The organism is Polaribacter septentrionalilitoris (genome assembly GCF_009832745.1).
Taxonomy (GTDB): domain Bacteria; phylum Bacteroidota; class Bacteroidia; order Flavobacteriales; family Flavobacteriaceae; genus Polaribacter; species Polaribacter septentrionalilitoris.
Genome location: NZ_VRMJ01000033.1, coordinates 365,841 through 385,898, shown reverse-complemented (window position 1 = coordinate 385,898; position 20,058 = coordinate 365,841). Strand labels below are relative to the sequence as shown.

The 20,058-nt window shown below is 31.7% G+C and carries 18 protein-coding genes; 11 read left to right on the top strand and 7 right to left on the bottom strand.

Going from position 1 to position 20,058, the window contains the following annotated elements; translation table 11 throughout:
• Window position 1: 1 nt before the first annotated feature.
• The 4 genes from FP421_RS09035 to FP421_RS09020 are packed head-to-tail and all read left to right on the top strand — an operon-like array spanning window position 2 to window position 2,462.
• Window positions 2-532, top strand: a complete 531-nt coding sequence (locus FP421_RS09035; protein WP_159949751.1) for a YeeE/YedE thiosulfate transporter family protein — start codon at window positions 2-4, stop codon at window positions 530-532.
• 17 nt (window positions 533-549) lie between these two features.
• A complete protein-coding gene (locus FP421_RS09030; protein ID WP_159949749.1) occupies window positions 550-1,140 on the top strand; it encodes a YeeE/YedE thiosulfate transporter family protein in 591 nt (196 codons plus the stop codon).
• Between the two features lie 17 nt (window positions 1,141-1,157).
• Entirely contained in the window at window positions 1,158-1,811 is a 654-nt protein-coding gene (locus FP421_RS09025) for a rhodanese-like domain-containing protein (RefSeq protein WP_159949747.1), read from the top strand.
• 39 nt (window positions 1,812-1,850) lie between these two features.
• Window positions 1,851-2,462 carry a rhodanese-like domain-containing protein gene (locus FP421_RS09020; RefSeq protein ID WP_159949745.1) on the top strand — a complete coding sequence of 204 codons (612 nt, stop codon included), beginning with the start codon at window positions 1,851-1,853 and terminating at the stop codon, window positions 2,460-2,462.
• A gap of 6 nt (window positions 2,463-2,468) precedes the next feature.
• Here FP421_RS09020 and FP421_RS09015 read toward each other — a convergent pair whose 3' ends face one another.
• From FP421_RS09015 to nirB, 7 genes are all read right to left on the bottom strand, one after another.
• The gene (locus FP421_RS09015; RefSeq protein WP_159949743.1) at window positions 2,469-3,902 is read right to left on the bottom strand and encodes a rubredoxin; all 1,434 of its coding nucleotides are present in this window, start codon (window positions 3,900-3,902) and stop codon (window positions 2,469-2,471) included.
• Complete coding sequence (locus FP421_RS09010; protein ID WP_159949741.1) at window positions 3,899-7,420, bottom strand: nitrate reductase; 3,522 nt, start codon at window positions 7,418-7,420, stop codon at window positions 3,899-3,901. The genes FP421_RS09015 and FP421_RS09010 overlap by 4 nt, the downstream gene beginning before the upstream one ends.
• 199 nt (window positions 7,421-7,619) lie before the next feature.
• Window positions 7,620-8,279, bottom strand: a complete 660-nt coding sequence (locus FP421_RS09005; RefSeq protein WP_159949739.1) for a response regulator transcription factor — start codon at window positions 8,277-8,279, stop codon at window positions 7,620-7,622.
• Window positions 8,280-8,337: 58 nt separating this feature from the next.
• On the bottom strand, window positions 8,338-10,149 hold the full coding sequence (locus FP421_RS09000) for a sensor histidine kinase (protein ID WP_159949737.1): 1,812 nt from the start codon (window positions 10,147-10,149) through the stop codon (window positions 8,338-8,340).
• A gap of 9 nt (window positions 10,150-10,158) precedes the next feature.
• Window positions 10,159-10,743, bottom strand: a complete 585-nt coding sequence (locus FP421_RS08995; RefSeq protein WP_159949735.1) for a DUF4202 domain-containing protein — start codon at window positions 10,741-10,743, stop codon at window positions 10,159-10,161.
• Window positions 10,744-10,828: 85 nt separating this feature from the next.
• A complete protein-coding gene (gene nirD, locus FP421_RS08990) occupies window positions 10,829-11,206 on the bottom strand; it encodes a nitrite reductase small subunit NirD (protein WP_159949733.1) in 378 nt (125 codons plus the stop codon).
• Between the two features lie 81 nt (window positions 11,207-11,287).
• On the bottom strand, window positions 11,288-13,804 hold the full coding sequence (nirB, locus tag FP421_RS08985) for a nitrite reductase large subunit NirB (protein ID WP_159949731.1): 2,517 nt from the start codon (window positions 13,802-13,804) through the stop codon (window positions 11,288-11,290).
• 220 nt (window positions 13,805-14,024) lie between these two features.
• Here nirB and FP421_RS08980 point away from each other — a divergent pair, with 220 nt between their 5' ends.
• From FP421_RS08980 to sufB, 7 genes are all read left to right on the top strand, one after another.
• Window positions 14,025-14,606, top strand: coding sequence for a HupE/UreJ family protein (locus tag FP421_RS08980; RefSeq protein WP_159949729.1), 582 nt, complete (start codon window positions 14,025-14,027; stop codon window positions 14,604-14,606).
• A 44-nt stretch (window positions 14,607-14,650) separates the two neighbouring features.
• On the top strand, window positions 14,651-15,079 hold the full coding sequence (locus FP421_RS08975; RefSeq protein ID WP_159949727.1) for a deoxycytidylate deaminase: 429 nt from the start codon (window positions 14,651-14,653) through the stop codon (window positions 15,077-15,079).
• On the top strand, window positions 15,069-16,640 hold the full coding sequence (locus tag FP421_RS08970; RefSeq protein WP_159949725.1) for a S41 family peptidase: 1,572 nt from the start codon (window positions 15,069-15,071) through the stop codon (window positions 16,638-16,640). The genes FP421_RS08975 and FP421_RS08970 overlap by 11 nt, the downstream gene beginning before the upstream one ends.
• Before the next feature lie 31 nt (window positions 16,641-16,671).
• Window positions 16,672-17,730: a cytochrome-c peroxidase gene (locus FP421_RS08965; RefSeq protein ID WP_236548083.1), complete on the top strand. Its 1,059-nt coding sequence runs from the start codon at window positions 16,672-16,674 to the stop codon at window positions 17,728-17,730.
• A gap of 106 nt (window positions 17,731-17,836) precedes the next feature.
• Window positions 17,837-18,166 (top strand): HesB/IscA family protein, encoded by a 330-nt coding sequence (locus FP421_RS08960; RefSeq protein WP_159949723.1) that lies wholly within the window; start codon window positions 17,837-17,839, stop codon window positions 18,164-18,166.
• A gap of 29 nt (window positions 18,167-18,195) precedes the next feature.
• The gene (locus FP421_RS08955) at window positions 18,196-18,567 is read left to right on the top strand and encodes a four helix bundle protein (RefSeq protein ID WP_159949721.1); all 372 of its coding nucleotides are present in this window, start codon (window positions 18,196-18,198) and stop codon (window positions 18,565-18,567) included.
• 30 nt (window positions 18,568-18,597) lie between these two features.
• Window positions 18,598-20,046: a Fe-S cluster assembly protein SufB gene (gene sufB, locus FP421_RS08950; RefSeq protein WP_159949719.1), complete on the top strand. Its 1,449-nt coding sequence runs from the start codon at window positions 18,598-18,600 to the stop codon at window positions 20,044-20,046.
• Window positions 20,047-20,058 lie beyond the last annotated feature (12 nt).

The following is a 20,058-nucleotide window of genomic DNA, read 5'->3' as shown; positions in this document are numbered from 1 at the left end:
CATGAATACAGAAAAAAATACAAACAGTCATATTTATTGGAATCCTTATTTTGGAGGATTTCTGCTAGGTATCATCATCATTTTTACTTTTTTATTAACAGGTAGAAGTTTAGGAGCTAGTGGCGCAATGAAAAGTAGTGTGGTTACTATTGTAGATAAAGTAGCACCCACACACGCAGAAAATAATGCGTATTACAGTAAGTTCATTAAAGAAGATGAATCACCCATGAATACTTGGTTGGTATTTGAAGCTTTAGGAATCCTTTTTGGTGCATTTATATCTGGAAGTTTATCAGGTAGAATTAGATGGAGAGTGCAACATTCTCCTAAAATATCAAGCAGACGCAGATTGCTATTTGCACTGGGTGGAGGAATTTTATTTGGTCTTGGAGCTCAAATAGCAAGAGGTTGTACTAGTGGTGCGGCTTTAAGCGGAATGGCAGTATTGTCTACAGGCGGATTTATCACCATGTTGGCCATTTTTGGCACAGGTTATTTGGTTGCGTATTTCTTTAGAAAAAATTGGATTTAATTAAAAAAATATAACATATGGAATTTTTAATTGCGAATACTATTATTCCTACACATTGGGATAGCATCATTGCTATTTGCATAGGAATTGCTTTTGGTTTTGTATTAGAATCTTCTGGATTTTCTTCTTCAAGAAAAATGGCGGGAGTTTTCTATGGCTACGATTTTGCTGTTTTAAAAGTGTTTTTTACAGCTGCTGTTGTTGCCGTAATCGGAATTTATTATTTAGACTATTTAGGTTATGTTGATGTTGGCGAATTGTATATTCATCCAACCTACGTATGGGGTGCCATTATTGGTGGTGCCATTATGGGCGTTGGTTTTATTGCGGGTGGTTTTTGTCCAGGTACAAGTTTATGTGGAGTTGCCATTGGTAAAATAGATGCTTGGGTTTATGTGTTAGGTATGTTTATTGGAATTTTTATTTTCTCTGAATTATACTCATTTTTCGAACCTATATATACTGGTTATTTTCTAGGAAACATCACCTTAATAGATTCTTTTGGTTGGAATCCGTATTGGACCATTTTCATTTTCTCACTTATAGCAATTGTAGCTTTTGTAGTTGCAGATTTTGTTAGAAAAAAAATCAAAAAGGTGTTCTATTAATTTAAAGTAAAACAACAATGGATAAAAAAAGATTTGCAAAAATTTCATCATTTAGATACGCAATCATGGCAGTAGTATTAATACTTCTTGCTGGTGGATTAGTGATTTTGCCTAAATATGAAAAAAATGAAGGCATCTCTGCTGATCAATTATTGAGTAATATAATCAGTTTAGAAAGGTATGTTTCTGCAGATGACATTTCAAACAAATTGATAACCCAAGATCCATCATTTATTTTGATTGATGTTAGAGATAAAGAAAGTTATGGTAAATATACGCTTCCTAATGCCATAAACATTCCTTTAAAGAATTTGTTAGATAAAGAGTTTGAAGCCTACTTAAATCAAGATCAATATGATGTGGTCTTTTTTTCTAACGATAATTTTTACGCAGATCAAGCTTGGGCAATTTGCAACCGACTTTCGTATGCCAATTTACATGTTTTAAAAGGCGGTTTAAATGGGTGGTTTACAACAATTATCAATCCTGAAAAACCAAGTGAAAACATGCCAGCTAGTGCTTTTGAATTGTACAATACTAGAAAAGCTGCAAGTATGTTTTTTGGAGTTGTTTATCCTGATCAAGCAAAAATAAATACTGTTGTTAAAAGAGCTCCTAAAAAAATAATAACAGTTAAAAAGAAGAAAAGAGTAGCAGAAGGTGGTTGTTAATTCATAGAAAACCTCTTTTAACTAAATAACATCTAAGACATGAAAGAATTAGAAAAAACAAAACGAATTTCAATAGCTACTACACTTTTTATTTTGGCTGTTTTAATTGGTCTTTTTACTTTTAAAAGACCTAAAAATACGTTTGTCCATACTACCAAAAACACGCTAGAGAAAATTTCTAATCAAAATTACTTGACAAGTATCAGTGAGATAAATAATCCTAAATATGTATTTGTAGATATTAGAAGTGCGTATGAATTTGAAAAGGGTAGTTTAAAAAACGCCATAAATATTCATACTCCAGATTTTTTAGCTGATGGTAATTTAAAGGTGTTTAAAGAATTAAAAAACGTAGAAAAAACAATTGTTTTATACGGTAAAAACCCTGAAGAAGTAAATCTTCCTTTTCTACTCTTATACCAATTAGGTTTTGATAATGTAAAACTGCTAACTATTGAGTTAGATTATGTTCAAAACAGTTTATTTACAAAAAACAGTACAGTTGAAATCTCTAAAAATAACATTGCTGCGTTTATAAATGCATCTCAAAAAAATGCTGGTTTACAAACCAAAATTACGAAAGCAAAACCTACACGAAAGAAAATTGTAGTAAGACAAAAAAAGAAAAAAGCCGCTGAAGGTGGTTGTTAAAATTTATTATTTTACTAAAACTACTTTTTCGAAACTACTTTTTGGAGCCTCACAAAGTGAACACTCATAGCTATCTGGAAGTTCATTGAAAACAGTTTTCGGATCAATATCTTGCGTTATATCACCAAAATTTTCATCATAAATTGTTAAACAGTCTTTACATTGATAGACTTCTAATTTTGTAATTACTTTTTTTGTTTCAGCTTCTTTTTCAACTTCTTTTTCTGAGCCCAATTCATCAAAATACAACTGACTCAATTCCATCAATAACCCTGGTAATTCTACCTTGTCTACATCTTGTACATGAGTGATGTATTCTCTTGTATTAGGATCAAAATTTTTGGCGTATAACAAATTATAAGTATCTCTTGTTTGAAAGTTACCAATTAACTCTGGTTGTTTGTTTTTCTGAACAACGATAGATGTAAAGAAATAAGAAGTTTTGCCATAATCTGTAATTGCAAATGTTAAGCCATAAGTACTAATATCATTTTGATCAAAATTTGCAACTAGGTATTTTTTAAGATTCAACGCTTCTTTATTAGCTACTGGCAAGTGCCAATTTAACTCTAACATAGAATGACGTACATTTATTCCTCTTTTGCCTAAAAACTTTTCCCAAATTAATTTAGATTCTCTTGGAATACCTTTAACAATAAACGATTTCCATGGTGTTATAGAAATTTTACCAATCTTATTTTCGAAACATAACTCACACATATCCTTTAGAAAAGAAATATCATATTTATTATTTCTCCAATACAAGCCTAACCAATATTTATCTGTCCCAATTTTATTCATTCCTTCAAAATATGGGAAGGGATAAAAAGGAACTTCTAATGGCTTATCTACAGTTCTGTTGTTGGTATCTACAGCGTCAGTAACCAACTCAAAAATTGTTGCTATATCTTCTGGCTCTTCTTGCAAGATGTTTTCTATGGCAGTTTCAATTTTAAACAAATCCCAACTGTAAATTAAAGCAGGATACATTTTGGTGTTTTTCCATTCTGGCAATCTGATGTACAAATACCAGTAATCTTCATGTTCTGAAGCAATAAAATTAATATGCCCTGTAAACAAAGGAACCAGACGTTGTTTTGGGTCTGTAATATTTATTTTTAAGGATGATTTTGCCTTAAATTGCTCTAAAATGTACAAATATTTATCTCCTGTTAGCCAAGAGGTAGAGGGTAAAATATCTGCACATACATAAGAAGAAACTACATTTTCTACTCCAAGCTCGTCAAATTCTACAACTTGAAGGTTGTCAAACTCTTTTAAGTCTTTGGACTTCACTTTTTTTGGTAATAAAATATCTTGTCTAGACCCAAAAGAAATGGTTTTACAGCCCAAACTTTCTACAGATTCGCAAATATATTTTAGCTCTCCTGGAGATAAAACTCCTCCTTTTACAATAACTCTATTTAACAATTTGCTCATACTATTGCTTTTGTATTATTTAAGATTTCTCTTACCTCGGTTTTACAACTTCCACAACCTAAACCTGCTCCAGTTTTATTGCACAATTCTGTAAAATTTGTGCAACCACCAGCAATTGCTTCTTCAATATTTCCAGAACCTACTTGACTACAAGAACAAACCAATTCTCCCAACATTGGTTCTGCATTCGAAGAACCTCTCAATAAAGTATCTCGTTTATCAGACATTTCGATTTTGCTTTCTATCATGGTTTTGAATTCTGCAAACTCATTTTTGTCTCCCATTAAAACGGCACCAATTAATAAATCATCTTTTACAATACATTTTTTGTAATAACGTTTAGAAATATCAGTAAAAATGATTTCTTCGTAACGAGTATCATTTTCAGGAACTGAAATTTCGCCAATACTGCACAGGTTTAAATCGTTGAATTTTAAAATGTTCATTAATACAGAACCTTTATAAGATTCGCTAATGTCACCAGCAATGAAATTGGCTAAAATACCTGCTTGCTCTTCTGCTGCAGAGGTAATTCCGAATAATTGATTGTTGAATTCTGCAATTTCACCAATGGCAAAAATATCTGGATGAGATGATTGTAAATGTTGATTTACTTTTACGCCACGCCCACAAGAAATTCCGTTGTTTTTAGCAATTTCTATATTAGGTCTCGTACCAATTGCATATACAATTGCATTGGCAGTAATGTATTTTCCAGATTTTAGGTTGATGGTTAATTCACCTGTATCTTCATCATCAAAAACAGTACTAACCTCATTATCAAAATAAATTTGAATGCCTCTTTCTTGCACATCCAAAGACAATAATTTACTTGAAATCTTATCCAATTGACGCTCCATTAAACGGGAAGCTCTTTGCACTATGGTAATTTTTACATTCTTATGTTTTAGTGCAGCAGCCAATTCCAATCCCAACAAACCACCACCAACAATAACCACATGTTGTTCTTCTGGAGGTAAACCTGTATCATCTAAATATTTTTTAAATTCATCAGCATCACTTTTATTACGCATAGTAAAACGACCTGGTAAATCTATTTGAACATCTCTTGGAATAAATGCGCTACTTCCTGTGGCTAAAATCAGTTTATCAAAAGTATGTGTTACTCCATTAGAATCTGTAACTACTTTATTTTCTTTATCTATTTTATTGATTAGCGTTTCTGGATGCAAGTTGATATTAAGAGCTGATAATTCAACATTTTTTATCTTTAATAATTGCTCCCAAGTCAATTCTTCAGTTACATATTCTGGCAATAAAACTCGATTATAAAATAAGTTTGATTCTTTAGAAAAAACGTGAATTTCATCTACCTCATTATAATCTCTATAGTTCTGTAAAAAACGAAAAGCAGCTGCTCCTGCACCAGCAATAATAATTTTTTCTTTAGGTTTTTTATATTTTGATACTGAAACTGTAGTAAACTTAAAATCTGGTTCTTTTGATACAGGATCTACATGTGTATTGGTTAAATTATTAGCTCTATTTAAATTACTTTGCAATACCTTACCCCAATGCATAGGCAAGAAAACCACACCTTCTTTAATTGCATCTGTAACTTTAGCTCTAACTCTAACTACACCGTTTGCACTTTTAATCTCAGTAATATCACCATCTTTTACTCCTTTTAAAAAAGCATCTACAGGATTAATTTCTAATACAGGTTTTGGATAATGTGTTTTTAAACGCGAAACTTTTCCTGTTTTAGTCATGGTATGCCACTGATCTCGAATACGGCCTGTGGTTAAAATCAACGGAAATTCATCTGAAGTGGGTACAGCTGTATTTTTTATAGATTGCGGAATATTAAAAATGGCTTTTTGTGATGGTGTATAGAATTTTTTATCCTCAAAAAGACGCTGTATTCCTTTACTTCTATATTCATTTACTGGCCATTGAAATGTGCCTTCGGCTTTTAATCGATCATAATTTAAAAAAGAAACATCAATATTAGTGCCTTTGGTCATTGATGCATATTCGTCATATATTTCTTCTGTTCCATTATAATTAAATCCTCTAAACCCCATTCTTTGTGCAAAATCACAGAAAATTTCTACATCGGGTTTTGCTTCTCCAGGCGCATCAATTTCTTTAGGTAAATACGAAATTCTACGTTCAGAATTTGTCATAGTTCCTTCTTTTTCTAACCAAGCTGCTGCAGGCAAAACCAAATCTGCATATTTTACAGTATCAGATTTATGAGAAATTTCTTGCACCACTACAAACTTAGAATTTGCCATCGCTTTTTCTATTTGATGCGAATTTGGCAGACTCACCAATGGATTTGTACACGCAATCCAAACTGCTTTTAATTTTCCGCTTTCCAAAGCATCAAACATTTCAGTAGCTGTTAATCCTGGTTTGGCTGATATTTTATCTACACCCCAAAATTGTGCAACTTCTCTTCTGTGTTCTTCGTTTGCTAAATCTTTATGAACTGCTAATAGGTTTGCCATTCCACCCACTTCACGACCACCCATTGCATTGGGTTGTCCTGTTAATGAAAATGGTCCAGCACCTGGTTTACCAACTTGACCTGTAATTAAGGATAAATTTAATAAGGATACATTTTTATCTGTACCCACCACACTTTGGTTTAAGCCCATTGCCCACATACTGATAAAACCTTTAGAAAGACCAATCATTTCTGCAGCTTTCTCAATATCTTTTTCTGGAACTCCACATATTTTAGATGCCTTTTTTAAACTTGTACCTAAAATAATCTTCTTATACTCTTCAAAACCTTGGGTGTGTTTTTTGATAAAATTCTCATCAATTAAACCACTTTTATACAAACGTCTACCAATAGCATTGTATAAAACCACATCTGTTCCTGGTTTTAGTTGTAAATGCAAATCAGCAAAATTAGCAGAATCTGTTTTACGTGGATCAATAACAATTATTTTTACATTCGGATTTTTCTCTTTATGCTGTTCTATTCTTCTAAATAAAATAGGGTGACACCAAGCAGGGTTTGCTCCTGTAATTAAAAAACAATCTGCCAATTCTATATCTGCATAAGAAATTGGCACACTGTCTTCACCAAATGTTTTTTTGTAACCTACAACTGCAGAACTCATACATAAACGCGAATTTGTATCTATGTTGTTTGTTCCTAAAAATCCTTTTGTGAGTTTATTGGCAATGTAATATTCTTCTGTTAAACTTTGTCCGGAAACATAAAAGGCTACTGAGTCTGGACCGTGTTTTTTAATAATGGATTTAAAAACACTTGCAGCTCTATCTAATGCAGTATCCCAAGAAACTCTTTCTCTAGGATGAGATCTAGACCAACGCATTTCTGGGTATAAAATTCTATCTGAAGTATCATTAGCAACGTAATGTAAATTCATCCCTTTAGAACACAACATTCCTCTATTTACAGGATGATCTTTATCGCCTTCAACAAAAACCTTATTATTACTATCTTTTTTTACGATAATTCCACAACCTACCCCACAATAAGAACAGGTAGTTTTTACTTCATTTTTTATCATTTTAGACTAAGGTTTTAGACAAAATTTGTATTGTAACTCTTAACAACAAACAAAACTAAGTATAAATACTTAATTTTAAGATAAAAAATACGTATATTTTTATTATTAGCAAAATGATAAATTGCGAATAAGGATTTTAAGGATTTATTAAAAATCAACTTAAAATAAAATTATTCTGAAAAATAATGTCTTATAAAGTTTACATTAATTGGAACTCTTTGGCCTTATTGGTCAATTCCATCAAGTTTTTAACCTCTAATTTCTTCATTAAATTAAAACGATGCACTTCTGCTGTTCTTTTGCTAATTTGAAGCTCTTCAGCAATATCTTTGTTGTTTTTCAACTCTAAAACCAAATCTAAAATTTGTTTTTCTCGTTTTGTGAGTTTAAAAGGAAGTGGTTTTATTTTAGTTTTTGGTACACTTGTTTTAGCTACATTACCATTAACAAAGTTGCTCATAATAATGGTAGAAACATCACCAGTAAAATACTTTTCTCCAGATGCTACCTTGTGAACCGCTTTTAAAAACTCCTCTTTACTAGAACCCTTTAGCAAATATCCGTCTGCACCAGCTTGAATAGATTGCACGACATATTCTTCTGAATCATGCATAGAAAGTACCAAGGTTTTAACGTCTTTATTACTTTTTGTAATCTCAGTAACCACCTCAATACCATTCATTTCTGGCATCCGTATGTCAACAATTAAAACATCAGGTTTGTTTTTTGATATTAATTGTAAAGCTTCTTTTCCGTTTGAAGCTTCATCTATCACAGCAATATCTGACTGATCTTCTAAAAGCGCCTTAATACCATCTCTTACCAAAACATGGTCGTCTGCTAAAACTACATCTATCATAATCCAACTAATTTATACTTACAAAAATAAACTTTTTAAGTAAAACTACGTATATTTTTTAAATTGGGATATTTAAGGTAACTCTTGTTCCTTTTCCTAATTCTGATGTTAAAAACAATCGTCCATCAATATATTTTATACGTTCTTTCATAAACGTCATTCCCATTCCGCCATCTCCATTTTTCACTTTTTTCACTTTTGAAGGTTCAAATCCTTTACCATCATCATCAATAACAATACTCAACATTTTTTTACTATGAGAAAGAGACACCAAAATATGTGAAGAATCTGCATATTTTATGGCATTATTAATGGCTTCTTGTGTAATTCTGTAAATATTAACTTCTACTAAAGAATCTAAGCGTTTGTTAAAATCTGATTTATTAAACAAAACAATCTCTTTTCCTGTTAATTTTGTTAGTTCTTGTGTAAGCTTTGCTAATGCTGGTACAATTCCGTGATCCGATAATTCTGGAGGTGTTAAGTTAAAAGTAGCAGTTCTTACTCCTTTGATAATGTTGGTTGTAAGTAATTTTAGGTGCTCAATTTTTTCTTTAGATTTTTCTAAATTATCTAAATTAATGCTTTCTAAATTAAATTTTAATCCTGTTAACATCTGACCAATTCCATCGTGAACATCTTTAGCAATTCTATTTTGTTCTTTTTCTTGGTTTTCTATAATTTTACTCGAAACGATTTTTTGCTGACTTATTTTTTCATCAAACGTGGCTTTATTAAGTTTTTCAATTTCTAATTGCGCAAATTTTCTTTCTGTGATTTCTGAAGCAATAATAAGTAATTCAGACTTTTCTTCAGTGGGTCTATATGGAATAATTGCCATTTCTAACCAAACAGGCACATCGCTTTTTATGGTTGCTTTTACCTCTCCTTGCCAACCTGTTTTTTGATGCTTATTAATTAACTCTTCTATTTTAAGTTGTTCACTTTTATCAGTGCTTAAAAATTTCCAAAACAGAATATCTTGTTTAAATCTTGATATTTTAAATAACCTCGAAAACTTGTTTCCTATATGAATAATAGATCCAGATTGAGAAATACGAGCAAACAGCAAGGTTTCATCCATTGCATGACTTAATGCACGTAATTCTTTAATTGATTTTTCTTTTGCTGCACTCAATTCATCAGCATCAAAAGCCATTTTTTTAGCTTTTTTTTCTGCAGATAGTAATTCTGATAAAGTAGCTTTTACAGACTTTGCAGTTGGCCAAAAAATAAATAAAAATTCTGCCAAAAGAATGAGTAAGGTTAAAATCATTAAAGAAAACTCTAATTTTCTTAACCATATTACTTTTGCATCAGCTTCTTTATCATATTGGTTTACAATATCATCCATCATCAACAAAAAAGTACTTTCGTTTTTAGTTATTTTTTCGATATTAGAACTCAATTCTTCTTGAGAAACTAGAAGATTATTTTCTATTTTTTGAAGGATTTCTATTGATGCTTTTTGAATTGTATTAAAAACAGGGTTTATTTTAGAAAATTTTTCATCAATCTTTTTACTGTTTTTTGCAGGAAGACCTAAAGAATCATTCCCTTTTTGCAGTGCATTATGAGATAAGCCCCATAAAGACAACGTTTGTTTGATCTTATTTTTTAGTTTATTTCTATTCTTTTCATCAGAATAAACTGTAAGAGAGACAATTTCTTTGGTCAATTTTTGACTCAACATTCTCTGCCTACCAGCAATGTTAATTACGGTAGAATCACTTTGTTGTGTTTGTAAGTGGTTGCGAACAAAAATCTGACTAATAACTACAGAAAGTGCTATTGTACTTAAAGCAATAATATATAAACGGCTTAATTTAGAAAACGTACGTTGATCTAAAGAGTTACCATTTTTTGTCATTATAATAATTTATGAAATAGCTTGTTTTACGAGTGCTAAACCACTTTCAGAAAAAGGGAGTTTTAGAGCAACTTTATGACCTTTCTCTGACATTTTCACCCAAGTTTTTTGGAGAATATCAATTACTTTTTCATCAGAGTGTTTTTCTGCAAATTCATCAAAATAATAATCTAAAAACACCAAACAAATTACATCTTCTAAGGCTTGTGATTCTTCGTTTTTTTTGATGAGTTTTTTTAGGATGATTTTTTGAACCCTATCAACAAACTGATCGTCAAAACCTACTTGTTGTAAAATTTCACCTGTAGTTTTTGCATGCATTTTTTTTAGAGTTTCACGCCACTTTAAATACCCAACTCTATCCATTGGAAACTCATTTCTTGCAATTTTCCATCTACAAATATGCTGTGCTCTAGCTGCTATCTGTAGGGCTTTTGATGCATTTGGGTCGAATTGCAATAATTTTCTTGACATCCTTTGAGAATATAATAATTCTTTTGGATATTCAAAACCAGCAACTTCATAGATATTTGGATCTTGAGCGTTTTTTTTGTCTATTAATGCAATGGCAGTTTCAAATCTTGTAGGTTTCATTAAATAAAATTAAATCAAGTTTTGTTAAATTGTTGAGATTTCTCGACTGCGCTCGAAATGACATTCGAACAATCTTTGAAAAACCTTATTCTAAAAAGCCAATATACACATTTTCTCCTTCAATTCTTACAGGATAAGTAGCAATAGCATCTAAATCTCCATTTAAATTTTCTCCATTTTCTAAGGAGAAGGTTTTTTTATGTAATGGACAAGCCACTTTTGGCAATCCTTTATCATCTCCAATCATTCCTCTACTTAGTACCATTTCCATTTTATGCGGACACACATTTTGACAAGCATACCATTTGTTTATCCTTTCGAAATTAAAAACAGCAATTTGTTTGTCTTTATATTTTACACAAGCTCCACCATCTTTAGGAAAATCTTTTATTGATGCTGCTTTAAACCAAACTTTTGCATCCTCTAGTTTAGTTGTTGTGTATTGTTCTAAAAATTTTTCCATTTTTATATTTTTTAGTTCTCGATACAATTTTTCGTACCTCAAAATCACTCGAACTGACAGTTTATACCATCTTTTGAAAAATTAAACCCAAGGTTCTGGCATTTTTTGCTCTCTTAACGGCACAAAAACAATGTTATCATCTTCTTCTTCGCTATTTACAAAATGATTGAAACGTTTCATGACTTCTGGATCATTAACAGCTTGTGTCCATTCACACTCAAACTTATTCACTAAGGTTTGCATTTCTGTTTCTAAATCTTCTGCAATACCCAATTTATCATCTATAATTACTTCTTTTAAATAGTCTAAACCACCTTCTAACCGTTCTTGCCATGCAGCAGTTCTTTGCAAAGGTTTAGCAGTTCTCATATAAAACATTAAATATCTATCTAAGTATTTTATGACGGTTTCATTATCTATTTGTTCTGCAAATAATTCTGCATGACGTGGGTTTGCTCCACCATTTCCACCTAAGTATAGATTCCAACCACCTTCTACAGCAATCAAACCAAAATCTTTACCTCTTGCTTCTGCACATTCTCTAATACAACCAGAAACTCCACCTTTAATTTTATGTGGAGCACGAATTCCTCTGTATCTGTTTTCCAATTCGATACCAAAACTTACACTTTCATCCATTCCATATCTACACCACGTTGAACCTACACAAGTTTTTACGGTTCGTAATGATTTTCCATACGCATGCCCACTTTCAAATCCGTGAGCAATCAACTCTTTCCAAATTAATGGCAATTGATTTAAGGTAGCTCCAAATAAATCGATTCGAACTCCACCAGTTACTTTGGTATATAAATCGTATTTTTTTGCAATTTGACCTAAAGCGATTAATTTATCTGGTGTAATTTCTCCTCCAGGAACACGTGGTACAACAGAATAGGTTCCATTTCTTTGGATGTTTGCCAAAAATCGATCATTAGAATCTTGAATTGCATACTCTTTATTAGCAGTATCTGCATGAATTGTTGCCATTAAAGACGCAATTAACGGCTTACACAACTCACATCCATGACCACCATTTCCATGATTGTCTAATACTTCATTAAAAGCTGTATAGCCTTTAACTTCTATAATTTTATATAAATCTTGTCTGTTATAATCAAAATGTTCGCAAACTGAATCTTTTACTTCAATACCTAAAGATTTTAAGGTAGCTGAGGTTAAATCTGCCACCATTGGTTTACAACCACCACAACCTGTACCTGCTTTTGTACATGAAACTACATCACCCAAATCTTTAGCCTCACCACTTTCTATTACACCACAAATCTGACCTTTGGTAACACTTTCACAAGAACAAACTTGTGCTTCATTTGGTAAATCCATTACATCACCAAATGCTGCTTGACCATCACTTGCAGGTAAAATTAATTGAGATGGATCTTCAGGAATTTTCATTCCGTTTAAATAGATTTGATGCAACATGCTATAATCTGATGCATCACCTACTAAAATTCCTCCTAATAGTTTTTTACCATCATGACTTACATTTATTCTTTTATATAAATGTTGTGTTTTGTTTTCAAAAATGATAGAATGTCCTTTGCTAGCTGGCATAAATGGTTCTCCAAAACTAGCCACATCAACTCCTATTAATTTTAATTTGGTAGACATATCAATATCCTCTACCATTACACTGTCTTCTTTTCCAAGAATTTGCTCAACTGCAATTCCTGCCATATCATAACCAGGAGCAACCAAACCATAAATCATTTGATTGTACAACGCAACTTCTCCAATTGCATAAATACTTTCATCCGAAGTTTGCATTTTGTTATTTACCACAATTCCGCCACGAACTCCCATTTCTAAACCACACGTTTTTCCTAATTCATCTCTTGGACGAATTCCCGCAGAAACCACCAACATCTCTACATCTAAAACATCATCTTCACCAAACTCCATTCCTACAATTGCACCATTTCCTAAAATCTGGTTGGTAGCTTTACTTAAATGAATATTTAACCCTATAGATTCTAACTTTAATTGTAAAACTTGACTACTTCTTGAATCTAATTGTCTTGGCATTAATTTCGGTGCAAACTCAACAATATGTGGTTCTAAACCCATATCCATCACAGCTTTTCCAGCTTCTAAACCTAACAAACCTCCACCTAAAACAGCTGCTTTTGCTGCGGGGTTTTTTGCTTTAATTTTTGCTGCATATGCCAGCATTCCTTCTAAATCTTCTATAGTTCTATACACAAAAACACCTTCTTTTTCCACTCCTTTAATTGGAGGAACAAAAGCAGAAGAACCAGTTGCTAACACTAAATAATCGTAAGTAAAGGTTCTGTTTTTAGCAGTGATAATCGTTTTTGTATTTCTATGAATATCAGAAACACGTTCATCTACGATTAAATCAATTCCGTTTTCTTTGTACCATTCTGCAGGAGCCATTTCTAAAGCTTTTGCATTTTGGTTTTCAAAAAATTCGCTTAAATGAACTCTATCATACGCAGGTCTTGGTTCTTCTCCAAAAACTATGATTTTAAAATCTTTATTTTTAGATTGAGTCGTAAATTTTTCGCAAAATTTATACCCAACCATTCCATTACCTACAACAATTATTGTTTTCATAATTACGTATTTTAAAAACAAAACTAAGTATTATTACTTATTTTTAAAGCTTCAAATATTAGTTTTTTTACGTAAATGAATGATTTTTGTGATTTCAGAAAAAATAAATACGTATTAATGAGTAATCAATAAAATTATTTATTGATAAATATGAATGCCATATCTTAGAAATACTTATCTCTTTTTTAATATATTTGGAATCCTCTAAATTTATACATGAATGGACGAATTTCTCCTCTACTTTAAAATGGGTCTTAACCACGTGTTAGACTTTTCTGCTTACGATCACATCTTATTTTTAATTGTTTTAGCTGTTGTATTTAGTTTTAATCAGTGGAAAAAAGTATTATGGTTGGTAACCTTATTTACTATTGGTCATTCACTAACATTGGCTTTGTCTGCTTTTGGCATTTTAAAAGTGAGTATGGATTTAATTGAATTCTTAATTCCGTTAACTATTTTCATTACAGGAGTTGTTAATGTTTTTACCGCAAAAAAATCATCGTCAGGAAAAGAAAATGTAAACTTAATTTTTGCCGTTTTCTTTGGTTTAATTCACGGATTGGGCTTCTCTAACTACTTTAGAATGATGGTAGGTAAAGAAGACGATAAAGTATTTCCTTTACTAGAATTTGCATTAGGTATTGAAGCTGCACAGATTATTATTGTCTTAGGAATTTTAATCATTGGCACACTACTTCAAAACTTTTTTAGAGTTACCAGAATAGATTGGATTTTAGTAACCTCATCAATTGTAATTGGTTTTGCCATACAAATGATGTTAGACAGAGTATTTTGGTAAATTATTAACTTCTAAATTCATCAAATCTTTTTACTTTCGTTTCGATGACAGAAAAGAAACAATTAAAATACGACAGAGCATATTTAAAAATGGCTCGTGAATGGGGAAAACTATCGCATTGTAAACGAAAGCAAGTTGGTGCTTTAATTGTAAAAGGAAGAATGATAATTTCTGATGGTTTTAATGGAACTCCAACAGGTTTTGATAATTGTTGCGAAGATGAAGATGGTGTTACCAAATGGGAAGTTTTGCACGCAGAAGCCAATGCTATTTTAAAAGTAGCATCTTCTACTCAATCTGCAAACGGAGCAACATTATACATCACATTATCTCCTTGCACACAATGTAGCAAACTCATCCATCAAGCAGGTATAAAACGTGTCGTTTATGCCAATGCATATAAAGATCTTTCTGGTATCAATTTTTTAGAAAAAGCAGGTGTTGTTGTAAATCATTTACCATATGAAGAATAAAAATAACTTTCCTATATATTTCTCTTTAGCTGTTGTTTTAGGTATTATAATTGGTATGTCTTTAAACGGAAGCTCTTCTGATATGTTATCATTATCAAGAAATACATCACAAGAAAAAAAGATAAAAAGACTCATTAATTTTATAGAAAGAGACTATGTTGATAAAGTAGATACAGAAGATCTTTTAGATGGTGCAATAACCCAAATGTTAGGAAAACTAGATCCACACTCTGTGTACATTCCTAAAGAAAATCAACAAGCCAACATCGAAAATATGCAAGGTAATTTTGTAGGAATTGGTGTACAGTTTAGAATGATAAAAGACTCTATTACCGTAATTCAACCTATAAAAGGAGGCCCAAGTATTAAGGCTGGAATCAAAGCTGGAGACCGAATTTTAATGGCAAACAAAGATACTTTGTATGGTAAAAATATGTTTAGCAACAAAGTACCAAAATACCTAAAAGGAAAACCAAATACTAAAGTTGCATTGCAAGTGTATCGAAAAAGTAACGATTCTTTGTTTACTATAGATATTACTCGTGGTAAAGTAAACATTAAAAGTGTTGATTTGGCTTACATGATTAATGACAGTGTGGGTTACATTAAATTAGATCGTTTTGCTAGAAATACCTATCGTGAGTTTAAATCATCTTTAAACACGCTAATTGATGATGGTATGACAGATTTGGTCTTGGATTTACGAGGAAATGGTGGTGGATATATTGATATTGCAAATAGTATTATTGATGAGTTTTTAGAAGATGACAAACTCATCGTTTTTACCAAAAACAACAAAGATGAAATAGACGAGTCTTTTGCAACTTCAAGAGGAAGTTTTGAAAAAGGAGGTTTATATGTTTTAATTGATGAAAACTCAGCTTCAGCCTCAGAAATTGTAGCTGGTGCTTTACAAGACAATGATAAAGGAACCATAATTGGACGTAGATCTTTTGGTAAAGGTTTGGTGCAAGTAGAAATGGATTTGGGTGATGGTTCTGCAGTACGTTTAACCACGGCACGTTATTACACACCAACAGGTCGTTCTATTCAGAAACCGTATTCTAAAGACGGAAATAGAAACTATTACAGAGATTATCAAAAAAGAATTGCAAGCGGAGAATTGTTAAATAAAGACAGTATTAAAGTAGTAGATTCTTTAAAATTTGAAACACCAAAAGGAAAAGTAGTTTATGGTGGAGGTGGAATTATTCCTGATGTTTTTGTAGCCATAGATACTACTTCTTATATGTCAAATTTCTACTTTAACACTGTAAATAATTTTGCTTTTGATTACGTTGATAATAATAGAAAAAAATTACAAAATTGGAATGTAGATAGTTTTGTAAACGATTTCGATAAGGACGATACAGTTTTAGATAGTTATTTATCTTCTATAAAAGACAGAGCAAAACCTTCTTACAACACTAAAAAAAGTTTAAAAAAGTATTTAAAAGCATCTATTGCTAATGTACTTTTTGGCGATTTTGGTTTCTACAGAATTATTCATCAAGATGATAAAATGCTTCAAAAGGTTCTAGAATTAGAGAAGGAAGATTAAAAAAATCAGAAAGTTGTAACTTGTAAGAGAAATGAAAAATAGTATACTTTCTTTACTTCTTTTTTTTCTTCTGATGGGTTGCACATCTAAAGAAGAAGAGGTTTACAAACCAGTTCCTTACAACTTAGAAATACCATCACTTTTTGCTGAAAAGTTAATTGCCCCAGTAATTCCTGCAAACAATCCGTTAACTGAAGAAGGAATCGCTTTAGGAAAAAAACTCTTTTTTGATAAATTGCTGTCAGGAGATAATTCTCAGTCTTGTGCAACATGCCATAACCCAAAAAATGCCTTTACAGACCAACAACAGTTTAGCGCAGGAATAGATGGAAAACTTGGAACAAGAAATGTGATGCCATTATTCAATTTAGCTTGGAACTTTGACCAACTTTTTGCTTGGGATGGAAAAGATTTTAGTCTAGAAAGACAAGCTTTTGAGCCTGTTTCCAATCCTATAGAAATGCATTCTAATTGGAAAAACGTTGCAGAAAAACTCAAAAACCATCCAGAATATCCACTACTTTTTAGTCAAGCTTTTGGCACTGTAACAATAGATTCTACCTTAATTACCAAAGCCATTGCTCAGTTTGAACGAACCTTAATTTCTGGAAATTCTAAATTCGATAAGTTTCTTCGTGGAGAAGCAACATTAACTCCAGAAGAACAAAACGGATTTGATGTTTTTATGGATGAAGCAAAAGGCGATTGTTTTCATTGTCATGGAAGTGATAATAATCCTCTTTGGACAGACAATAAATTTCACAACAATGGTTTAGATGCCACTTTTACAGACTTAGGTTTAGGAGCTGTAACAGGAGATCCTTCAGATAATGGAAAGTTCAGATCACCATCAATCAGAAATCTAGCATTTACTGCACCTTATATGCATGATGGTAGATTTACGAGTTTAGATGAGGTGATCAATCATTATTCAGAAGGATTAAAATCATCTCCAACCATAGATCCTTTGATGAAAAAAGTAAACCAAGGTGGTGTAGGTTTATCTGCCAAAGACAAAGCCGATTTAAAAAGCTTTTTACTGACACTTTCCGACTTTGATTTTTTAAATAATTCAGCCTTTAGAGAATAATCAATAAAACCAATCCTTTAATTAGGTTTGATAATGAAAGGTTAACCATTTTATTCGACTTATATCGTATATTTGCAACCAATTTAGATTTAATCTATTTAAAATTATGATAAAAGTTTCAGACACAGCTAAAAAGAAAGTTATCGAACTGATGACTGATGATGGTTTTGATGCAACTCAAGATTACGTTAGAGTAGGCGTTAAAAGCGGAGGTTGTTCAGGTTTGTCATACGATTTAACATTTGATAACAAACAAGAAGAAAACGACAAAGTATTTGAAGAAAATGGTGTACGTATTATCGTAGACAAAAAAAGTTTTTTATACTTAGTTGGTACCACTTTAGAATATTCTGGTGGTTTAAACGGAAAAGGATTTGTTTTTAACAATCCTAACGCAAACAGAACATGTGGTTGCGGAGAATCATTTAGTTTATAAAGTTGAGAGTAAAAAAGTTTAAAAAGTAAATGGCAAAGTTTAGTTCTTTTGAAGAGATTATTTCTTGGCAAAAAGCAAGAGAACTAAATGTAATCATATATAAAGTAACCAATTCAAATGACTTATTTAGTAAAGATTTTGGATTGAGGGATCAAATAAGAAGGGCGTCAATTTCAATATCTTCTAATATTGCAGAAGGTTTTGAAAGACAAACAACAAAAGAATTTATACGATTCTTATATATAGCTAAAGCTTCAGCAGGCGAAGTTCGTTCTCAATTGTATTTAGCTAACGACATAAAATATATTAGTAATAATGAGTTTAAAGAATTAAAGTTAAAAATAAACGAAGTTTCAAAATTGATAAGTGGTTTACTCAAATACCTACAATCAACTTTATAAACTTTCAACTTTTTAACAAGATAAACTACTATGAGCAAGTATACAGAAGACGATTTAAGAGAAGAGTTAAAAACCAAAGAATACGAGTACGGTTTTTATACAGAAATAGAAAGTGAAACCTTTGCAAAAGGGTTAAATGAAGACGTGGTTCGTGCAATTTCAAAAAAGAAAAATGAACCAGAATGGATGACTGAATGGCGCTTAGAAGCGTTTCGTGTTTGGTCTCAAATGGAAGAACCTGAGTGGGCAAATGTAACCTACAAAAAACCAGAATTTCAGGAAATTGCTTATTATTCTGCTCCAAAGAAAAAACCGAAATTAAATAGTTTAGACGAAGTAGATCCAGATTTATTAGAAACTTTTAAAAAATTAGGGATTTCTATAGACGAGCAAAAGAAACTAGCTAATGTAGCAGTGGATATTGTAATGGATTCTGTTTCTGTTGCAACAACTTTTAAAAAGACATTAGCTGAAAAAGGTATTATTTTTATGCCTATTTCTGAAGCAATTCAAGAACACCCAGAATTGGTGAGAAAATATATTGGTTCTGTGGTTCCTACCTCAGACAACTTTTATGCAGCTTTAAATTCTGCTGTTTTTTCTGATGGATCTTTTTGCTACATTCCAAAAGGAGTTAGTTGTCCAATGGAATTATCAACCTACTTTAGAATTAATGAAGGTGGAACAGGACAGTTTGAAAGAACTTTAGTGGTTGCAGATAAAGGTAGCTACGTTTCTTATTTAGAAGGATGTACAGCTCCACAAAGAGATGAAAACCAATTACACGCTGCTGTAGTTGAGTTGATTGCTTTAGATGATGCAGAAATTAAATATTCTACCGTACAAAACTGGTTTCCAGGAGATGAATCTGGTAAAGGTGGGGTTTACAATTTTGTAACCAAAAGAGGTTTGTGCGAAAACAATGCAAAAATTTCTTGGACACAAGTAGAAACAGGTTCTGCTATTACATGGAAATATCCTTCTTGTGTTTTAAAAGGTAACAATTCTGTAGGTGAGTTTTACTCAATTGCAGTAACAAACAACCATCAACAAGCAGATACAGGAACAAAAATGATTCACTTAGGTAAAAACACCAAGTCAACCATTATTTCTAAAGGAATTTCTGCAGGAAAATCACAAAACAGTTACAGAGGTTTAGTTCAGATAAATTCCAGAGCAGAAAATGCGCGTAATTTCTCTCAATGTGATTCTTTGTTAATGGGTAATGAATGTGGAGCTCATACGTTTCCATACATAGAAGCCAAAAATAAATCCGCACAAATAGAACACGAAGCAACCACCAGTAAAATTGGTGAAGATCAGTTGTTCTATTGTAATCAACGTGGTATTGATACCGAAAAAGCCATTGCTTTAATTGTAAACGGGTTTAGTAAAGAAGTATTAAATAAACTTCCTATGGAGTTTGCCGTAGAAGCTCAAAAATTATTAGAAATTAGTTTAGAAGGTTCTGTAGGATAAACAGATTTTTAT